This is a genomic window from Moraxella oblonga NBRC 102422 (assembly GCF_001598275.1).
Classification (GTDB): Bacteria; Pseudomonadota; Gammaproteobacteria; order Pseudomonadales; family Moraxellaceae; genus Moraxella; species Moraxella oblonga.
In genome coordinates this window covers 1-20020 of sequence record NZ_BCYQ01000023.1, presented here as the reverse complement: position 1 = coordinate 20020, position 20020 = coordinate 1, and the positions used below count along the sequence as shown (strand labels likewise).

21 protein-coding genes are annotated in these 20020 nt (G+C 41.2%); 13 read left to right on the top strand and 8 right to left on the bottom strand.

Translation table 11 applies throughout. From position 1 onward, the window contains the following. Positions 1-15 precede the first annotated feature (15 nt). Positions 16-1176 carry a WG repeat-containing protein gene (locus MOB01S_RS07680; protein WP_066803421.1) on the top strand — a complete coding sequence of 387 codons (1161 nt, stop codon included), beginning with the start codon at positions 16-18 and terminating at the stop codon, positions 1174-1176. A 96-nt stretch (positions 1177-1272) separates the two neighbouring features. Here MOB01S_RS07680 and MOB01S_RS07675 read toward each other — a convergent pair whose 3' ends face one another. After that, on the bottom strand, positions 1273-2517 hold the full coding sequence (locus MOB01S_RS07675; protein ID WP_066803417.1) for a DUF711 family protein: 1245 nt from the start codon (positions 2515-2517) through the stop codon (positions 1273-1275). 196 nt (positions 2518-2713) lie between these two features. Between MOB01S_RS07675 and MOB01S_RS07670 the strand changes: the two genes are divergently transcribed. Together MOB01S_RS07670 and MOB01S_RS07665 are read left to right on the top strand one after the other, a co-directional pair. Next, positions 2714-3160 carry a GatB/YqeY domain-containing protein gene (locus MOB01S_RS07670; protein WP_066803414.1) on the top strand — a complete coding sequence of 149 codons (447 nt, stop codon included), beginning with the start codon at positions 2714-2716 and terminating at the stop codon, positions 3158-3160. Further along, entirely contained in the window at positions 3157-4206 is a 1050-nt protein-coding gene (locus MOB01S_RS07665) for a threonine aldolase family protein (RefSeq protein WP_066803411.1), read from the top strand. Before MOB01S_RS07670 ends, MOB01S_RS07665 begins: the two co-directional genes overlap by 4 nt. Positions 4207-4251: 45 nt before the next feature. Here MOB01S_RS07665 and MOB01S_RS07660 read toward each other — a convergent pair whose 3' ends face one another. Then, on the bottom strand, positions 4252-4755 hold the full coding sequence (locus MOB01S_RS07660; RefSeq protein WP_066803404.1) for a hypothetical protein: 504 nt from the start codon (positions 4753-4755) through the stop codon (positions 4252-4254). 57 nt (positions 4756-4812) lie between these two features. After that, complete coding sequence (locus tag MOB01S_RS07655) at positions 4813-5472, bottom strand: hypothetical protein (protein ID WP_066803400.1); 660 nt, start codon at positions 5470-5472, stop codon at positions 4813-4815. A 441-nt stretch (positions 5473-5913) separates the two neighbouring features. Here MOB01S_RS07655 and MOB01S_RS07650 point away from each other — a divergent pair, with 441 nt between their 5' ends. The 3 genes from MOB01S_RS07650 (at position 5914) to MOB01S_RS07640 (ending at position 7739) form a co-directional block, all read left to right on the top strand. Continuing rightward, on the top strand, positions 5914-6333 hold the full coding sequence (locus MOB01S_RS07650) for a syntaxin family protein (RefSeq protein ID WP_066803396.1): 420 nt from the start codon (positions 5914-5916) through the stop codon (positions 6331-6333). Between the two features lie 102 nt (positions 6334-6435). After that, complete coding sequence (locus MOB01S_RS07645) at positions 6436-6879, top strand: NfeD family protein (protein ID WP_066803393.1); 444 nt, start codon at positions 6436-6438, stop codon at positions 6877-6879. Between the two features lie 8 nt (positions 6880-6887). Beyond that, on the top strand, positions 6888-7739 hold the full coding sequence (locus MOB01S_RS07640; RefSeq protein WP_066803390.1) for an SPFH domain-containing protein: 852 nt from the start codon (positions 6888-6890) through the stop codon (positions 7737-7739). A gap of 65 nt (positions 7740-7804) precedes the next feature. Here the strand turns inward: MOB01S_RS07640 and MOB01S_RS07635 are convergent, their stop codons facing one another. Next, entirely contained in the window at positions 7805-9340 is a 1536-nt protein-coding gene (locus MOB01S_RS07635) for a M48 family metalloprotease (protein WP_066803387.1), read from the bottom strand. Then, positions 9340-9753: a hypothetical protein gene (locus MOB01S_RS07630; RefSeq protein ID WP_066803384.1), complete on the bottom strand. Its 414-nt coding sequence runs from the start codon at positions 9751-9753 to the stop codon at positions 9340-9342. Before MOB01S_RS07630 ends, MOB01S_RS07635 begins: the two co-directional genes overlap by 1 nt. A 131-nt stretch (positions 9754-9884) precedes the next feature. On the opposite strand from MOB01S_RS07630, the gene MOB01S_RS07625 reads away from it, so the two are divergent. Beyond that, entirely contained in the window at positions 9885-11297 is a 1413-nt protein-coding gene (locus MOB01S_RS07625) for a YihY family inner membrane protein (protein ID WP_169798131.1), read from the top strand. Positions 11298-11329: 32 nt separating this feature from the next. Here MOB01S_RS07625 and hisA read toward each other — a convergent pair whose 3' ends face one another. Continuing rightward, on the bottom strand, positions 11330-12055 hold the full coding sequence (gene hisA / locus MOB01S_RS07620) for a 1-(5-phosphoribosyl)-5-[(5-phosphoribosylamino)methylideneamino]imidazole-4-carboxamide isomerase (RefSeq protein WP_066803378.1): 726 nt from the start codon (positions 12053-12055) through the stop codon (positions 11330-11332). 422 nt (positions 12056-12477) lie between these two features. Here hisA and MOB01S_RS07615 point away from each other — a divergent pair, with 422 nt between their 5' ends. From MOB01S_RS07615 to nqrF, 6 genes are read left to right on the top strand one after another with little or no spacing between them, the layout of a single operon-like run. Beyond that, entirely contained in the window at positions 12478-13818 is a 1341-nt protein-coding gene (locus MOB01S_RS07615) for a Na(+)-translocating NADH-quinone reductase subunit A (RefSeq protein WP_066803375.1), read from the top strand. Between the two features lie 10 nt (positions 13819-13828). Continuing rightward, positions 13829-15055, top strand: a complete 1227-nt coding sequence (locus MOB01S_RS07610; protein ID WP_066803372.1) for an NADH:ubiquinone reductase (Na(+)-transporting) subunit B — start codon at positions 13829-13831, stop codon at positions 15053-15055. Continuing rightward, positions 15042-15836 (top strand): Na(+)-translocating NADH-quinone reductase subunit C, encoded by a 795-nt coding sequence (locus MOB01S_RS07605; RefSeq protein WP_066803369.1) that lies wholly within the window; start codon positions 15042-15044, stop codon positions 15834-15836. Before MOB01S_RS07610 ends, MOB01S_RS07605 begins: the two co-directional genes overlap by 14 nt. Positions 15837-15838: 2 nt before the next feature. Beyond that, positions 15839-16495: an NADH:ubiquinone reductase (Na(+)-transporting) subunit D gene (locus MOB01S_RS07600; protein ID WP_066803366.1), complete on the top strand. Its 657-nt coding sequence runs from the start codon at positions 15839-15841 to the stop codon at positions 16493-16495. Further along, positions 16495-17100: an NADH:ubiquinone reductase (Na(+)-transporting) subunit E gene (nqrE, locus tag MOB01S_RS07595; RefSeq protein ID WP_066803363.1), complete on the top strand. Its 606-nt coding sequence runs from the start codon at positions 16495-16497 to the stop codon at positions 17098-17100. The genes MOB01S_RS07600 and nqrE overlap by 1 nt, the downstream gene beginning before the upstream one ends. A 10-nt stretch (positions 17101-17110) precedes the next feature. Beyond that, positions 17111-18346 carry an NADH:ubiquinone reductase (Na(+)-transporting) subunit F gene (gene nqrF, locus MOB01S_RS07590; protein ID WP_066803360.1) on the top strand — a complete coding sequence of 412 codons (1236 nt, stop codon included), beginning with the start codon at positions 17111-17113 and terminating at the stop codon, positions 18344-18346. A 426-nt stretch (positions 18347-18772) separates the two neighbouring features. Here nqrF and infC read toward each other — a convergent pair whose 3' ends face one another. Then, positions 18773-19327, bottom strand: coding sequence for a translation initiation factor IF-3 (gene infC, locus MOB01S_RS07585; protein WP_066803475.1), 555 nt, complete (start codon positions 19325-19327; stop codon positions 18773-18775). An 87-nt stretch (positions 19328-19414) separates the two neighbouring features. Beyond that, positions 19415-19552 carry an entericidin gene (locus MOB01S_RS07580; RefSeq protein WP_066803357.1) on the bottom strand — a complete coding sequence of 46 codons (138 nt, stop codon included), beginning with the start codon at positions 19550-19552 and terminating at the stop codon, positions 19415-19417. Positions 19553-20020 lie beyond the last annotated feature (468 nt).

The following is a 20020-nucleotide window of genomic DNA, read 5'->3' as shown; positions in this document are numbered from 1 at the left end:
CAATTAAGGGATTTTATGTTTAGAAGCATACGTATTTTATTTTTATTTGCATTGTTGACATTTGCTTGTTGGTACTCTTATCAATGGTACAAATTTGAAAAATACAGTCATATAGAGGTTGGTGAATTTCATCATGGTATGGCTGTTGCCAAAAAAGAAGGTAAATATGGCTATATTGACCCAAAATACAAAACACTCATAGAGTATCAGTTTGATTTTGCCGAACCATTTAATAACAACAGAGCAGTTGTTGGTATCAGTTTTGGCAGTTATTATAAATACCGCTTGATTGATGAAAAAGGACAATTTGTCAGTGATTTTTATGATGAATTAAAAGATATTGGCATGGATAGATATAAAGCATTTAAAAACACTAATAATAAGAAAAAAGATGACCCAAATTATTATCAATGGCACATGATTGATAATAATGGTCGCATTATCAGTAAAAAAACTTATACTCACATGGATGATTTTTATGATGGTTTGGCACGCATTTGCATTAAAGACAGATGTGGTTTTATTACACAAGAAGGTACAGAAAGAATATTATTGGGCAATGCCTCTGATGCAGACAAAATCATCAAATCCTATGATTATCGCAATGGCAAATTAGATACTCGTACAGGTGGCAGTCAATCTTTTCATGACGGACTTGCCATTAATGAAAAAGATGGTTTAATCGGTTTTATGAATAACAAAGCTCAATTAATCATACCTCATCAATTTTATGAAGCCAACAATTTTAGCGATGGCGTGGCGGTAGTACGCAATGATGTGGGCTATGGTGTGATAAATACTAAGGGTGATTTTATCATCAAACCCAATGAAAAATATAGAAGAATCACCTCCTCTTATAAGGGCTATCTTACCATTGAAAGTCAAGATGCTTATTTACTTGCCAACAATAAAGGTAACATCATTGTCGCTGAAAATGCCAAATACAGCCTTATCACAAACATAAACGATGAAGGTTTATTTATGGTGAAAAAAGATGGTTTGTATGGATTTATAGATACACAAGGAAAATTGGTATTACCATTGATTTATAGTGATGTTTGGGGTGGCTTTGAAAATGGACTGGTTGACGTTACCAAAAAAGATGAACCCAATAAAATCTACCGTATTGATAAACATCAAAAAGTACATGGAGAATCCACATTGACTACTTATTGATTTGTCATTAATGTAGATATACTGCTTCTAAGATAGGTAAGGGGCAAATAATATTTACCCCTAAACCCATATTTAGTTTCGTTTGATGTATCAATATTAAGGTAATTCCATAACCGCACAATTGCACAAATCATCACTTTCAAATGTGGTGATTTGCCCTTTGACAAGATTAGGTACAGGAAATAAACGCACTGTTAAAGGCTTATTTAGGCGATATGCCATCGTGCCTGTATCACGCATGATACGAACAATTTTATCTGGTGATGTATCGCCCTCAATAGGCACAGTATCAAGTCCAATGCCACATACACTACTAAATGTCAAAAGCCCATGAATATCAAAATCACCCCTTTGTGTACCTATCGCCAACCCCACATCTTCGGTAACGGCAAGCATCAAACCACTAAATCCTACTTGTGTAACAGCAATGCTTTTAAAAACTTTGGTTAATAATGCAGAAACCTCAACCGTACCAGATGCACCAAAAAATGGCACACCCAATAATTCATAAAGCTGCGTCATTGATGAGCAATTTTTTGAGGGGGCGGCAGAAGTATCTATGCCGATAAAACGATAATTGTCTGTTAATGTGGTATTATTCACAATGTTATTGATTGGTAAAATATGTTGGCTTAGAGCTTGGTGCATGACTTCGTAGCCCAATTGCATAAATTTGGCGTGGCTTAATTGTGATTTTTGATGTCGAATATCATTTAGGGCAGTAACCAACAAATCAGGTGTTTCAAGACCTACCACCAAAACATTACCCAGTTCATTACGGTGATAACTGGCAGGAAAATAAGGAATAAAAGAATTGCAATTAAAATTAACGGTAAAATTAAAATTGCCTTGTCCATTTGGTGTGATATTAGCAATGCGATTGATGACGTGAACACTGTTGATAATTTTGTCATTATCTAAAAAACCATACTCATCAACATCAATATTGACACATGCATTACACAAATCACCATAATCTCTAATCAGCTCTGGCAATAGCTCAATTTCTTTGGCAGTTTTGGCTTCACCAATGGCAAATCTAAGACGTAAAGGATTATCCTTATTAAGTTTATTTAAAATATTAGTCAAATACGCCAAATCTTGTTTGGCAGAATCTATATTATCTGTATTGATGTATTCACCAAATGGATTAGTAACCAAACGAAGAGATTGTACAATATATCCGTTATCTATAAGATTGTTGGCGACTTTTTGACAGTTTAATTTGGCGGTATTTAGGATAGTTTCCCAATCACTTTTATCATTTGACAAACAAATAAAAGCAGTAATGGTACGAACTTTACATAAATGTTTTTCATAAATTTTTATAGAATGATTCATAAAAAAAACTCCAATAAATTAACACATACAACACATCAAACTAACATATCTAGTACTTTTTGATAATATCACATCACTGTTTTTTTCAATACATCATTATATCTATATTCATCATTTTAATAAAAAATGATTGAATTTTATCGCAATTTTATCACAATTTTGATAAAATAAACCAATTTCATACAGGAGATAATCCATGACTCTAAAAACAACCCTGACCGAAGCCACCAAAACCGCCATGAAAGCCAAAGACATGGAAAGAGTGAAAGTTTTGCGTAATGTCCAAGCCGTCATTAAACAAGTAGAGATTGATGGTCAAAAAGAACTTAGCGACAAAGAGGTGTTGGCAATACTACAAAAACAAATCAAGCAACGCCAAGAATCTCATGACATCTACACCGCCAATGGTCGTGATGATTTGGCACAAAAAGAACAGTTTGAAATGGAAGTTATCAGCGTCTTTTTGCCAGAACAGCTTGATGAAGCACAACTAACCAACATCATCAAAGACACCATTACCAAACTGGGTGCTACTAGCATGAAAGACATGGGAGCGGTCATGAGTGTCGTCAAAGAAGCCACCGCAGGGCAAGCTGACCCCGCCCTTTTATCAGGACTTGTCAAAAAGGCACTGACTGCATGACCACATTACACAACCGCCAAAATTTCGCTTTTGCCTCTGACAACTACTCAGGCATACACCCCATCATTATGGAGGCGATTATTAATGCCAATGGCGGTCATGAAACAGCCTATGGCGATGATGTGTACAGTCATAGGCTAAATGCCCTAATTAAGACAAATTTTGGCAACACTGCCACCGCCTACCCTGTCTTTAATGGCACAGGAGCGAACATCATTGCTCTATCGGCATTGACCCCAAGACATGGGGCGGTGATTTGCACCACGAACGCCCACATTCACAACGATGAAAGCAATGCCCCTGCTTATGTGGCAGGGCTTAGACTTTTGACGGTTAAAACACCAGACGGCAAACTTAGCCCAAGCGACATCGCCAACATTTGCCACAGAATCGGCGACCCCCACGCTCCACAGCCAACCACCGTCTATATCAGCCAAGCAACCGAGCTTGGCACATGTTACACGCTCCAAGAGATTGACGACATTGTCAAAACTGCCAAATCATTTGGATTGTCAGTTTATGTTGATGGAGCAAGACTTGCTAATGCTTGTGCTTATTTGGGTTGTACCTTTGCTGACATCGCAAAAACAGGTGTGGACATACTTTCACTTGGTGGTACAAAAAACGGCATGATGATGGGAGAATGCCTTGTAGTGCTAAATCCTGCATTTGACAACATCATGCCTTTTTTGCGTAAAAACCACCTTCAATTATCAAGCAAACATCGCTTTATCTCTGCTCAATTTGTGGCATGGCTAAACGATGAATTGTGGCAAAAATTAGCCACACACGCCAACGACATGGCACAATATTTATACAATCAAATCAAAGACTTACCAAACATCATCATCACCCAAAAAGTACAAAGCAACGCCGTATTTGCCATTTTACCGCCCCACGTGGTCGCACGATTGCATGAAGATTTTCATTTTTATGATTGGAATGGCGAGACTGGCGAAGTGCGTTTGATGATGAGTTTTGACACCACCAAAGAGCAAGTCAATGCGTTGATTGATAAAATTAAGCTGTATTTAACCCAATCATAGCAATAAGGGCAAAGGATGATTTTGCCCTTATTTTAATATTGATGTTTATTTTAACTTATTTAACACTTCTTGGTAATCTGCCACCACCCCTTGATAAAATGCCAATTTCTCTTGGATTTCCTCTTTTTTATCTTGGTGTTTTTCTCGCCATTTATTTAAATGATATTCCTCATCAACAAACATTTTTAATCGCCCCATTTCTTTCATAAGTTCATAATAATTTGCCACAAATAATTTAATTTGCTCATATTCATAAGAATTGGGTTCTACTCCTGTAAATACCTTATAGGGAATGTCCAACCATTCTTTGACCCAATCCATGCTTTCTTGTCCAATGGTGGAATACAAAATGCAAGAAATCATGTCTCGCTCTTTTTCAAAATCCTCATAATCGTATTTTGGTTGCAGATATTTACTTTGATATTGAACATGACTTTCAATCTCCTTATATTCTTGATAAGTAAAATTTGTTTGAAACAGTTTTTCAATCTTTTTGCTTAATTTTTTATCAAAATGCAATAATTGGTTTAATTCGTTAATCACGCTCATTGTATTTACCTTTTATGATGAAACTATAAAATAAAACATTAGATTTTTATCAATCAATTAAAAAGATAAAATCCCCACTTCTTTTAACACGCATTTACCCATTGATGAAACTGCCCACCGACCCAACCAATTGGCTGGCTGATAGATACCTTCCATGTTGCTATTGGTGATTTTGCTATCATTCATTACCCCTGTAAAATAAAAATCTCTATTGAGATAAGGTTTAAAAAACTCAGGATTACCAATCAATTCATAACCTTCGGGAAAATTCACGATTTGCCCAAAGGTTAATTTGCCTTTTTCTTTGGTGATGAGTAAATGCCCTTTGGGCGTTTTACCCCCTTGAATGACAAAAATATGGGGTTGTCCATAATGATTTGCTAATTTTGCCAAATTATCCACAAAATCAGGTTTATCAAAACGATTTATCACCAAATAAGACCCCATAAAGAAATTATCATTTAAATTTAATACTTTTTGATAATCCTTAATATAAGAACTCGCAAGTTCAATCATGGGATAACCCAGTGCAAATAATGCCGAATACAATGCTTGATTATTTTTTAAAATCGGTTGTTTGTATTTATAAAAATCATCTCGTAATGCGGTGATAATGACCGCATCGTGTGTTTGAAATTTATGGATGAATTTGTCAATGTTTGCTTTAAATGAAACATGAGTATCATTTTGGACAGACGAATGGATAGATTTATTCATGGAAAACTTCCTAAATAATGGTTGATGAATTAAGCAAGTTTTGGATTGAATAAAAAAAACAATGAATGACAACAACATCAATGGCATGATGTCGAATTTAATGATAAATGAGATAAAATAAATGATACATATTCATCATGAGTGATGAATAGTGATAAAAAAATGATTGGAAAAATGAGAACTGTATTTAGAATACTTTTAGATGATAAAAGATAAAATCACATTTGTCAAGGCAATTTTGTAAATTTTTGTAACTAGGTAAGATGAGTAAAAATGCTTGATTTGCTTGATATTTTTATAAAAATCGGCTATAATTTTAGTATAAATCCCCCCTACTCTTTTGGTTTCTCATTCAACCTTTTTCTTTTTGTCCTAAAATACACCAATTCTATTGGTGGGTTTGTTTCTTGCTTAAAATTTTATCTTTTATGTTGAGGTGTTATGACCCAAGAAATCATCATTGATAAATTTAGCATTCCCAATTGCGGATATTATCAAGTCTATTATACAGGCAAACGATTTTATTTTACGTTGATTCCTGAATTTAACATCTTAAAAACAAAATATGGCAAATCGGCATTATTTTATGTTGATGATGAAACAACAGACGATGTTAATTATAACAAACAACCTTTTCAAACCATTGAACGGATTATCAACACGATTGTGAATTATGTCAATCAATCACCCTATCAAAAAGACGTTGATACCATTAAACATTTTAGTTTCACTTCAAGCACCGAACGAAAAGACCGCATTTACGAACACTATGCCAAGCGTATCGTTGAAAGATTGAATGGCAATTGGTCTTTTAGCAATCATGACGGTGGATTTTGTTTTTTCTTAAAAAATGATAATTGACCCATTTTTATCTTAATAAAACCCCAAAAACTCCTTGCATTTACCCCCAATTTATCATAAACTTCAATAAAATTGTTTAACTTTCTTATAAAAGGGGCAATCATGACCGTAGAACCATGGCATTGGTTGGTGTTTGGACTCATGCTCACCATTGCCGAGATGTTTGTACCAACCTTTTTTCTACTATGGTTTGGTGTGGGTGCGGTTTTGACCGCTTTGGTTGGTTTTATCTTACCCATATCCTTTTTGGGCATGGTGGTGCTGTGGTTGATTTTATCAGTAATTTTTATCATTACTTGGTTTAAATTTATCCAACCTAATTTTAAAAACCAGACCAAAGCAGGGCTTGGTGCAAGTGCCATTATTGGTGAAACAGGCATGATTATCAAATCACCCAGCGAATTGGACGTAGGCATGGTGCGTTTTGCCACACCCAAAGCAGGTGCAAGCGAATGGGCATGTCGTTCCCAAGAGCACATCAATGTTGGCGATAGGGTCAAAATCGTAGACATCATTGGCAACGAACTGTTAGTCATTAAAGCATAGGAGATTTTATGGGTATTTTTGTCATTGTTTTGGTGTTTTTTATCGTTTTTACCGTCTTTAAGGGTGTACGTATTGTACCGCAGGGCGAAAAATGGATTGTGCAACGTTTGGGCAAATATCACAACACCCTAGAACCCGGACTAAGCATCATCATTCCTTATATTGATGCTGTAGCTTATAAAGTTACCACCAAAGACATCGTACTTGACATCCCAAGCCAAGAAGTCATCACTCGTGATAACGTCGTCATCATCGCCAATGCAGTCGCCTACATCAACGTAGTACGTCCAGAAGATGCCGTCTATGGCATTGAGGATTATGAGCATGGTATTAGAAACCTTGTGCAGACTTCTTTGCGTTCTATCGTGGGTGAAATGGATTTTGACTCCGCTCTATCTAGCCGAGACCAAATCAAAACCCAACTCAAACACGCCATTTCTGATGATATTTCAGATTGGGGCATCACACTTAAAACAGTAGAAATCCAAGACATCAAACCCTCTCACACCATGCAAATGGCAATGGAAGAACAAGCCGCTGCCGAACGTCAACGCCGTGCTATGGTAACACGAGCAGACGGTCAAAAACAGTCAGCGATTTTGGAGGCAGACGGACGACTTGAAGCCTCTCGCCGTGATGCCGAAGCCCAAGTGGTGCTGGCTCGTGGTTCAGAAGAGTCCATTCGTCTCATCTCACAGGCAATGGACGGAAAAGAAACGCCAGTCATTTATCTTTTGGGCGAACAATACATCAAAGCCATGCAAGAGCTTGCCCAATCTGACAATGCCAAAACAGTGGTCATGCCTGCCGATATCCTAAATACAGTCAAAGGATTGGTAGGGGATAAATTAAAAATGTGATTTTAACCAAAAAATGACTTGAATAACAATTCAAGTCATTTTTTTATAAAACATCTTTTTATCGCCTAAGGCTTATAATCCCTAGCCGTGATAATCACCTGCTTGCTATTTTCAAGCATGGATAACACGTTAAAACTTGGGTTGTCTTTGGCAAGTTTTATGGCTTGGGCATTGGATTGTAATGCTCCTTGATATTTGCCATGCCATAACTCCGCTTGTGATCTGGCGTGTAGGGCGTAGATACTCGCTAAGGTTGGGTTTAGAGTGCTTTTTTCGTAGGCTCGCTGAGTCAATTGCCACGCTTGTACGTCATGGCTTGTCCGCTCGGTGAGTGGCTTTAAAATTACCACCGCCTTATCGCCCTGTCCCACATCAATCAATGCCTTTGCCAAATGCAATCTTAAATCCCGTCTCTCGGGATATACCGCTTGACACGATGTTAGCACCGCTACTGCCTGTATGTGGTTGCCCTGCTTGGTTAAGGCGTGAGCGTGCGTGATACACACAAGTGGATCGGATTTGTCAAAACCCCCACGCTCAAACAACGCCATTGCTTTGTCATGCTGTCCTGTATCAGCCAGCAAACTCACCAAAGCAAGCCTTGCCCCCACACTGTCTGTGGCGGACGCTGACAAAGTGGTCAAATCTACTTTTTTGGTGAGATATTTTAACCGCCATGTCAAGACATCAAATTCCCTAGCCTGCTTTTCTTGGGCAACCATACTTACCACAGGATACGTCCTAGCCCGACTGGTCGCCTCCGACAGACGCTCGGCAGTCAAAGGGTGTGATTTGATAAAACTGGGGATAAACGCATCTTTGGTGTGATAAAGTGAAGATTGCTTTTGCAACCGCTCAAAAAATCTTGGCATCGCACGAGCATCGTAGCCTGACTTGGTAAGTATCATCATACCCACACGGTCAGCTTCTTTTTCATGCTCTCGGCTATGGGTTGCCATACTCTCCGCCATTGCCGTTTGTGAACCGATAAGGGCAGTAGTCGCCAAATCGCCACTCACCGAACTGGCAATAATCGCCGTCAACAACCCACCCAATTGCAGGGCAAGCATTTTGCCCTTTTCATCTTGGCGGTGCTCATAATGACGCTGAGAAATATGAGCAATCTCGTGTGCCAATACGCTTGCCACTTCGTCCAATGCCAACGCAGATAGTACCGTACCTGTGTTTAATCCAATCAATCCGCCCGGCACGGCAAAAGCATTGATGTCATTATCATCAATGATGGGTAAGGCAAACAACCCTTCGTTGCGAGCGTTAGCATTCATGTTGGCGGTCATTTGCCAAAAATATTCGTTCACCCACGCATCATCAATGAGCGTGAGATTTTCATGGATTTGGCGTAGTGACCATTCGGCGATTTGGCGATTTAGGTAGCGTTCATTAAAGCGTGTACCCGTACTGACGCTAGGGGCAAGCACCCCCACACTCTCGGCATTGGGGCGAAAACTAGGATTGCCCGCCCGATAAATCAAATAAGGCGAATGCACGCTTTGTGCCATACCGTCCGTATTATGGTCGTGTGTGTGGGCGGTAGCAGACATACACACCGATAATACTAATATAATGAGCCAATTTTTCATCATGTCCCCCGTTTGTGCATGGGTGGCAGGCGTTTCAATAGAACAAACAACAGCACATTAATGCCCAGCACCACCAAAAACTCCACCGCCAACATACCTGTGATGGCAAGGTGAGCCTGCTCATAAAACCGCATGAGCAAAAATACCCCCACTGCCCCCAGATACATAAGCATCACCATACTTGCCCACAGCAGAGCGTAGGGAGAGTTGCCTTGCCAAATGGCTTTGGTAAAAAGCAGAGCAGGCAACATGGCAAATCCTTGCCACACCATACCAAGCCACCACACGCCCCCACCCACCACACTCACCACGACAGGATAGATGATGAGCCTATGAATAAGCCAAAGTAGCCAGCATCTTTGGAGGGTATGATGAATGGGGGCGATAGGTTTGCCAGATTGAGTGGTTTTCATGAGCATTGACGTTGAAAATTTTTCTCATTATAACCAAAAAATCCCACTTCATCACAAAACTTATGTAAATTTATTGGCACATTGGCTTACATTTTTGTTAAACTACCCAAAAATATCACAACATCATGTTTATGCAAAAATTCATTAACAAATTACCTTTTGCCAAAAGTGCTTGGTTTTTGTATTTGTGTTTTTTGGCACGTCATTATTGGGGTGATGACTGCACCCAAAAAGCATCTAGCCTCACTTATACCACATTGCTATCACTTGTGCCTATCATCACAGTGATATTGGTATTATTTTCTGTCGTGCCTGCACTGGCAGAAATGCGAGAGCACGTGCAAGAGATGATTTACAAAAACCTGTTGCCCTCATCAAGCCAAAATGTCCAAAATTACCTTGACAGTTTTGCTCAAAAATCCAGCAATTTGGGGCTGTTTGGAATCATAGGTGTCTTTGTAACCACCATCATGACCCTGCTCACCATTGAAAATGCCTTCAACCAAATCTGGCGAGTTTCTGAGCGTTCAGGCGGACTATCAAGCCTCATTCGCTACTGGACGATGATAACACTTACGCCTGCCATACTTGGGGTGGCATTTGGTGCAAGCAGTGCCATTCGTGGGTTGTCATTTTTAAACCAACGCTTTATGGGGTATGGCATTGATTGGGCGGTGTGGACACAGATTATTTCACTGTTGGTAATGACAGCAGGATTTATTGGTATGTATTGGTTCATTCCAAAAACACATGTACCCCTAAAAAACGCTACCATTGCAGGGGTGGTAACGGCGATTTTGTTTGAACTACTCAAAAAAATCTTCGGTGTGGTGATGAGCAACTTTACCAGTTATGAAGCCATTTATGGGGCTTTTGCCATCATTCCTGTGTTTTTGATGTGGTTGTATTTGTCGTGGAATGTGATTTTGCTTGGTGTAGAAATCAGCTACACACTCACCATTTTTGACAAAACAGACGCACCCAAACGCCCACCCTTACTCAACTTATTGCAAATGATACACTTGGCGTATTGTCGTCATGGGCAAGGGCAAAGCGTCAGCGAAAACGAAATCCGCAACCTGCTTGACCAAAGAGACAAAACTCATTGGCATTCATACCTTGACAAACTCATGGAGCATAAACTCATCACTCGCACCACCGATGGGGACTATGTGTTACGCATGGATTTGGAGAGTGTGAGTGTGTGGCAACTTTACCAAAAACTGCCCTACCCCCTACCCACCCAAGCCCAAATCAAACAGTATCAGCACAGGCATGATGATGTTTGGCTTGACAAACTTTCCCAAAAACTGGCACTTGCTGAAAGTCATGCCCAAAGCGAGCTTGATTTGAGTTTGGCAGAGTTATTTAAGGACATACCAAGCCATGAGGAGGCAAACCAAGCAGACAACCTACCACCCACCCACCAAATTCAAAGTGATGACATGACCACACACACCACTTTGCCAACCAAAGGTGTTTTGGCAAAAACGGCTTTTTATGTTAAAAACCCTAAACTGTGGTTTAAAAAATACAAAAAATAAAACCATACCAACGTATGGTTTTATCTCATGATTTAACCGTCCAAAAACGCCTGAGCGGTCGCCAAATCAAGTGTTCCTTCATAAATCGCCCGCCCCGTAATCGCCCCAAGCAGGTACTCACGATACGGCTTCAACCGCTCAATGTCGCCCATGTTGGTAACACCACCTGATGCGATGACAGGCAAACCACACGCACGTACCAAATTCACCGTCTCATTAATATTCACCCCCTGCATCATGCCATCTTTGGCGATGTCAGTATAGACGATAGAGGACACGCCTGCATCTGCAAAACGTTTGGCAAGGTCGGTGGCACGAGTCTCTGTTACATTTGCCCAGCCATGTGTTGCCACAAAACCATCTTTGGCATCAATACCCACGATGATACTATTTGGAAATTCTTTGCACGCTTCATCAACAAATTCAGGATTTTCTAACGCCTTTGTGCCGATGATGATGTGGTTTAGCCCTGCTGTCAAATAATGCTCAATGGTCGTCAAACTACGCACACCCCCACCCAACTGAATGGGCAAATTGGGGTGAGCTTTGGCAATCGCTGTTACCACGTCTTTGTGGACAGGCACACCATCAAATGCTCCATTTAAATCCACCAAATGCAATCGTCTAGCCCCTTGCTCTACCCACTGTGTTGCCATCGCCACAGGGTCATCACCAAACACGGTATCATCTTCCATACGTCCTTGTTTTAGGCGAACGCATTTACCATCTTTTAGGTCAATTGCTGGAATAATCAGCATAAAAACTCCTTAAAATTAACTTGTTAAAAACTAGATTGTAACAGATTTATAGCCAAAAAGTTTTAAAATTTTTATAAAAAGCCCCAAGATTTTTATCACCAAAAAACACCCGAAAAAAATCACCCAACTTAGGCAAAACATCATGTTCAATGCAATAAAATAACAAGTTAAGTTAATAAAAACACTACAAATTTATGACAAATTAGCGTATAATGGATAGGATTTTTCATGTCTAAATTTTGACATAAAAGCAATTGTTAATCATTTAACAAAACAGGTAGCCAGTCGCCACTGTAACTGCAAGCATTAACGTGTTGTTAAGGAGTCTAAGGTCAGCGTTAAAGCTCTTATAGGTTTTTAACCTATGACAGATACCAAAAGGAGTCTGGCATGGTCATTCCACTTAGAGTGAGTATCCGCTTATGATTACCATCAAAAAGGGGCTTGACTTGCCAATTGCAGGCGAGCCTTCCAAAGAAATCAGCGAACACACACCTACTCATGTCGCCCTTATCGGTTATGATTATATCGGTATGCGTCCGACCATGCACGTCAAGGAAGGCGATACTGTCGCCAAAGGACAGGTGTTGTTTGAAGATAAAAAGCGTTTGGGTGTCAAATACACCGCTCCCACGGCAGGCAAAGTCATTGCCATCAATCGTGGCGAACGCCGTGTGTTTGAAAGTTTGGTGATAGAAGCTCAGGCAGGTGACGAAATCACCTTTAAGGCACACGCCAAAGACAGCCTTAGCAAACTGTCTCGTGAAGAAATTGTTAATCGACTCAACAATGCAGGTGAGTGGGTAGCGTTTCGTACTCGCCCATTTAGCCGTACGCCAGAGCTTGATAGCATACCTTCTGCGATTTTCGTAACTGCTACTGACACCAACCCATTATGTGCTGACCCCATCAACATCATCAATGAAAACATTGATGCGTTTAATGATGGTTTGGCGGTGTTGTCTGTGCTATCACCCAAAACTTTTGTTTGTCATGGCGAAACTGCACCCCAAAAAGCCAGTAATCTTACCAACACCACCGAATACCACGCCTTTGCAGGCAAGCACCCAGCAGGCAATGCAGGGACACACATTCACTTTTTGCACCCATTGGCAAGGGGCGTAACGGTGTGGACGATTGGGTATCAAGATGTCATTGCCATTGGTAAGCTGTTTACCACAGGCAAACTCTACACCGACCGTATTATCAGCCTTGCAGGGGGAGCGGTCAAAAATCCAAGATTGATTAAAACCACTCGTGGGGCAAATTTGGTGGATTTGACCAAAGGCGAACTGATTGACGGCACAAACCGCATCATTTCAGGGTCAGTGCTATCAGGTCGCAAATATGCTCCCACCATTGCCCATTTGGGGCGTTTTCACAATCAAGTCTCTTGTTTGCCAGAAGGCTATGAACGCCCAGCCTTTCACTTCTTTGCTTTGGGGGGCAATCGCTTCTCGTTTTTGCCCATTTATATTTCCCAATTTTTTAAGGGTAAAAAGTTTAATTTTACCACCAGCACCAACGGTTCGCCCCGTGCAATGGTGCCAATTGGCAATTTTGAACAAGTAATGCCCCAAGATTATTTGCCAACCCAGCTTTTGCGTGCCTTGATTGTCGAAGACATTGTTACGGCGGTGGATTTGGGGGCGTTGGAATTGGACGAAGAGGATTTGGCACTTTGCACCTTTGTTTGTTCGGGCAAATATGAATATGGCGATATTTTGCGTGATAATTTAACTCGCATTGAAGCCGAAGGATAAGGATAGCACAATGAAATTTATTCACAATTTTTTTGATAAATTAGAGCCGTCCTTTGCCAAAGGCGGTAAATACGAAAAATACTATGCCTTGTTTGAGATGTTTGACACTTTTTTTCGTCAGCCAAGCTCTCAAACCTATTCAGCCAGCCACATTAGAGACGGTGTGGACTTAAAACGCATTATGATTACCGTGTGGCTTTGTACTTTTCCTGCGATGTTTTGGGGAATGTACAATGTCGGTTTTCAAGCCTTGACCTATATGGCACACGCAGGCGTAACGCCTGATGGCTGGCGAACCATCATTACAGGTCTTGTCGGCTATGACCCAAACAGTATTTTGGCGTGCTTTGTCTATGGGGCAATGCAGTTTTTGCCGATTTATGCTGTTACCTTTATTGTTGGTATTGCGTGGGAGATGTTGTTTGCGGTGGTGCGTAAACACGAGGTAAACGAAGGATTTTTTGTCACTTCTGTATTATTTGCCCTATCATTACCGCCCAATACCCCCCTTTGGCAAGTAGCACTTGGTATCAGTTTTGGCGTTGTCGTTGCCAAAGAGTTGTTTGGCGGTACAGGCAAAAACTTCCTAAACCCAGCTTTGGCAGGTCGTGCCTTTCTTTATTTTGCCTATCCAACTTCTATGTCTGGGGCGGCGGTATGGACTGCTGTGGACGGCTTTTCTGGGGCGACACCACTTGGTCAAGCAGCCGTTGGTGTAACGGCGGATAAATTTGTGGACGCTTATGGCAACACCCTATCTTGGGGGCAAGCCTTCTTGGGACAAATGCAAGGCTCTATTGGCGAGGTTTCCACGCTTGCGATTATCCTTGGCGGTCTTGTGCTAATGTATATGAAAATCGCCTCTTGGCGTGTGATTGTTGGGGCGGTGATTGGACTTCTTGCCACAGCCTTTGTCTTTAATATGATTGGCGGTGAAAACCCAATGATGAGCCTTGCTCCCCATTGGCATTTGGTCATCGGTGGCTTTATGTTTGGGGCGGTGTTTATGGCAACTGACCCTGTTTCAGCCGCCCACACCAACATTGGTCGCTGGTGCTATGGACTGCTCATCGGCTTTATGACGGTGGTCATTCGTGTGGTCAATCCAGCTTTCCCAGAAGGCATTATGCTGGCAATCCTATTTGCCAACCTATTTGCACCGCTTTTTGACTATTTTGTCATTCAAGCCAACATCAAACGCCAAACAGCACGGAGAATGCGTTATGTCAAGCAATAACAAAACCTTACTCACCGCCCTTGTGCTTTGCCTTGTTTGTTCGGTGCTGGTGTCGGCGGCGGCGATTAGTATGAAACCCAAGCAAGATTCTAATGTCTTGCTTGACCGCAACAAAAACATTCTAATGGCAGCCAATTTGTTTGACCCTGCAAAAGACAATCCTAGCAAGGTTAATGAACTGTTTAAAAATGTTGAAATTAAACTTATCAATACCGAAACAGGCAAATTTGCGACCGATGATGAATTAAAATCGGCAGGCATTAGTGATGTTGGGGCATACGACCCAGAAAAAGCCAGCAAAAACCCTGCCACCGCCATTAGCCTAAAAGGGGACGACCCTGCCCAGATTGGGGCGGTTGCCAAACTGTTAAAAGTGTATTTGATTAACGATGAGGCAGGGCAACTTAAAAATGTCGTGCTACCCATCAATGGCAATGGACTTTGGGGGCAGATTTATGGCTTTTTGACCTTAAAGGCGGACTTAAATACCATTGAGGGCATTGCCTTTTATAAGCACAAAGAAACCCCCGGTCTTGGAGCATTGATTGAAACGCCAAAATGGCGAGCCACTTGGGTGGGCAAACAAGCCTATGAGGGCGACAAAATCGTAACAGGCGTGGTTAAATCAGGCACGCCCAAGCCTACCGAGCATTATGTGGACGGCATTACAGGGGCGACTTTGACAAGTGCTGGTGTTAATAATATGATTCAATTTTGGTTGTCGGAGCGTGCCTACAAGCCGTTTTTGGACAATCTAAAAAAAGGCGGTAAGGAGAGCTGATTATGGCGGACAACAAAAAAATTCTACTCACCCCCATTGTCAAAAATAACCCTGTTGCCGTACAGGTTTTGGGGATTTGTTCGGCATTGGCGGTTACCATTAGCATCAAAAACGCCCTTGTGATGGGCATTGCTTTGACTTTGGTAACGGCATTTTCCAGCTTTTTTATCTCACTCATTCGCAATCAAATTCCATCTAGCATTCGTATCATTGCCCAGATGGTTATCATTGCAAGCCTTGTGATTGTCGTTGACCAAGTGTTAAAGGCGGTGGTTTATGATGTCTCCAAATCGCTGTCGGTATTTATTGGTTTGATTATTACCAACTGTATTGTGATGGGGCGTGCCGAAGCCTTTGCAATGAGCAATCCACCAATCCCCAGTTTCTTGGACGGCTTTGGCAATGGTTTGGGCTATTCCTTAATGCTGTTTTTGGTGGCGGTCATTCGCGAACTGTTTGGTAATGGGTCGTTGTTTGACATTCAAATTTTGCAAAAGGTGTCTGATGGCGGTTGGTATGTGCCAAACGGTCTGCTTTTGCTTCCACCGTCTGCGTTCTTTGTGATTGCTCTATTCATCGCCTTGCTACGCCTCAAAGACAAAAGCCTGCAAGAGCCTGCCGAGTTTACCATTAAGCCAAACTCCAAAGGAGGACACTAATGGAATATGTCAATCTGTTTATTACTTCGGTCTTTATTCAAAATATGGCACTTGCCTACTTTTTTGGAATGTGTACCTTTATTGCCGTTTCCAAAAAAGTCTCCACCGCAATGGGGCTTGGCATTGCCGTAACCTTTGTGATGGCGATTACTGTACCTTTAAATAATTTGTTGTATCAGTATTTGCTAAAAGACGGTGCTTTGGCGTGGGCAGGTTATCCTGATGTGGATTTGTCGTTCTTGGGCTTTTTATCCTACATTGCTCTTATCGCTGCGGTGGTGCAAGTGTTAGAGATGTTTATGGATAAATTTATGCCAGCTTTGTACAACGCTTTGGGGATTTTCTTGCCTTTGATTACGGTAAACTGTGCTATTATGGGCGGTGTGCTGTTTATGGTGGAGCGAGATTATAACTTTGCCCAATCTGCCGTGTATGGGTTTAGTTCAGGGCTTGGCTGGGCATTGGCGATTACGGCAATGGCAGGCATTCGTGAACGCCTAAAATATTCTGATGTGCCAGCACCTTTGCGTGGTATGCCGATTACCTTTATTACCGCAGGACTGATGGCGTTAGGCTTTATGTCCTTTGGTGGTATGAGTTTATAAGGGGGATATAATGGAATTTGGTTTATTATTTGGTGGCGTGGGCATGTTTGTCGCCATCATTATGAGCCTTGTGGTGGTTATCTTATTGGCACGAGCAAGGCTTGTTAATACAGGCAAGGTAAACATTAACATCAACGAAAACCCCGACAACACCATTAGCGTTGAGGCAGGTGGCAAACTTTTGCAAACTTTGGCAGGCGAGGGCATTTTCTTGTCTTCTGCCTGTGGTGGCGGTGGTTCGTGCGGTCAATGTCGCTGTAAGGTCATCTCTGGCGGTGGCGATATTCTGCCCACCGAAGAGAGCCACTTTACCCAAGGCGAGATTCGTGAGGGTATGCGACTTGCGTGCCAAGTGGCGGTCAAGCAGGATATGGCGATTGAGATTGACCCTGAATTTTTTGAGGTTAAAAAATGGGAATGCGAGGTCATTTCAAACGACAATGTGGCAACCTTTATTAAAGAGCTTACTCTGAAAATTCCAGAAGGCGAGGTTGTACCGTTTCGTGCAGGGGGCTATGTTCAGCTAGAAGCACCGCCCCACACCGTGCATTATAAGGACTTTGACATTGCCGAAGAGTATCACCCTGATTGGGATACTTTCAATCTGTGGCGTTATACTTCTACCGTTACCGAGCCTGTGATTCGTGCCTATTCTATGGCAAACTATCCAGAAGAAAAGGGCATTATCAAGTTTAATATCCGTATTGCCAGCCCTCCGCCCAGAGGCCCTGAAGGCATTCCCCCAGGTAAGATGTCGTCTTATGTGTTTAGCCTAAAACCAGGGGATAAAATCACCGTGTCGGGGCCTTATGGCGAGTTTTTTGCCAAAGACACCAAAAACGAAATGGTCTTTATTGGTGGTGGTGCAGGTATGGCACCGATGCGGTCTCATATTTTTGACCAATTAAAACGCCTAAAATCCGACCGTAAGATTAGCTTTTGGTATGGTGCAAGATCTAAGCGAGAGATGTTCTATGTGGAGGACTATGACGGACTGGCGGCAGAGTTCCCCAACTTTTCTTGGAATGTGGCACTCTCCGACCCACAGCCAGAGGATAATTGGGAGGGTTATACAGGCTTTATTCACAATGTTTTGTACGAAAACTACCTAAAAGACCACCCAGCCCCAGAGGACTGTGAGTTCTATATGTGTGGACCACCGGTGATGAACGATGCGGTCATCAAAATGCTCAAATCGTTGGGCGTGGAAGATGAAAACATCTTGCTGGATAACTTTGGGGGTTAATGAGTTTTTGGCAAAACAAAAATCCGCTCTGTATGGGGCGGATTTTTATTTATACCAAAACAGTTTTAAAAATGGTACAAAATGAGTAATTATTCGTAGGGGGATAAATTGCAATTCCCCTTACAATTGTCGCATACCAACAGAACTAAAAAACTAATACAAAATCTGCTTTGGAAATAAGGTGCACACCACGCACCATTAAAGAGATTGTACCAACCGAATCTATAGTGATTTAACTTCAAAAACCACCAAAACCGTTCACCCCAAGCTATGCCTGCGGGTGAGTTTCCGTTATAATTTGACAAGCTCACCACGAACAAAAACCATAACAATTTTGAAGTTCGTTAGGTATACAAGAAAATCAAGAACACTAGCCATAAAAAATCCCAACCTTTTTGGTTGGGATTTAAACAATGAATGAAACAATTATTTTTTCTTAGCAGGTCCTAGAAGCATACCAATCTGGCGACCTTCCAGTTTGGGAGCTTGTTCCACACTGGCAATCTCAGCAGTATCCTCAATAATGCGTTCAAGCTGACGCAAACCAATCTCTTGATGGCTCATCTCACGCCCACGAAAACGAATGGAAACCTTGACCTTGTCTTTGTCTTCCAAAAACTCCACAATCTTACGCAGTTTGACCTGATAATCCGCTTCTTCTGTACCAGGACGGAGCTTGATTTCTTTGACTTGGGTTTGTTTTTGATTTTTTTTGGCTTCTTTTGCCTTTTGCTTTTGTTCGTACAAATGGCGTTTGTAGTCCATAATTTTTGCCACAGGCGGTTTGGCATCTGGCACGATTTCTACCAAATCAAGGTTTGCCTCTCTTGCCTTTTCTAAGGCTTCTTTTAGGCTGACAACCCCAAGCTGTTCTCCATCTGCTTGAACCAAGCGGACTTCTTTGGCACGAATGTCTTCGTTGATGTTTAGGCGATTTGACGGTTTAATGGTACATGCTCCAAATAAAATATGGACTTCCATTATACTTAAAATACATAGATTTTTCAAGGGGCTTGATAGATAAAACAAAACCCACTCGGATTTGAGTGGGTTTGCAATCATATAAGTTTATTGACTTTGGGATTTTTTGCCATTTTCGTGAATGATTTCTGCACCTTTTTGAATATCCTTGCCCAAACCCTTAACAGCATTACAACCTGTTAAGGTTATCAAGGCAACCATAGAAAGTGTGATAACTTTTTTCATAAAAAAAACTCCATATAAATGACATACCCCCTAAAGGGGGCTAGGTTTTGTCATTATAACAAAAAAAATCTAAAAAGTACACATAAAATTAGCACTATACCAAATAAACAGCTTAACATATTTTTAAGAGAATATCATGCCATTGGCTGACTACTTCAAGCAAAGTAAAGGTAAGCGTCAGGTGTGCATCATGCACCATTCAAGAATTTTAACTCAACACGGTGCTTGATATACATCTTACAAATCATAACACATTAAAACCAATAATAAAACCTTCCACTTGGCAATTATTTAGCTTTGCAATTTCGTATAAAAATTGGCTAACATCGCTCAATTCCTACTGATTGACAGCGTTAACAATATCATCAAAAATTGGCTTATCACTATTGATTAAAAGCACACTTTCTAATTTATTCAAATTCTCTTGATTTTTTAAAGTGTAACTGAAAAATTCGTCATCACCATTAG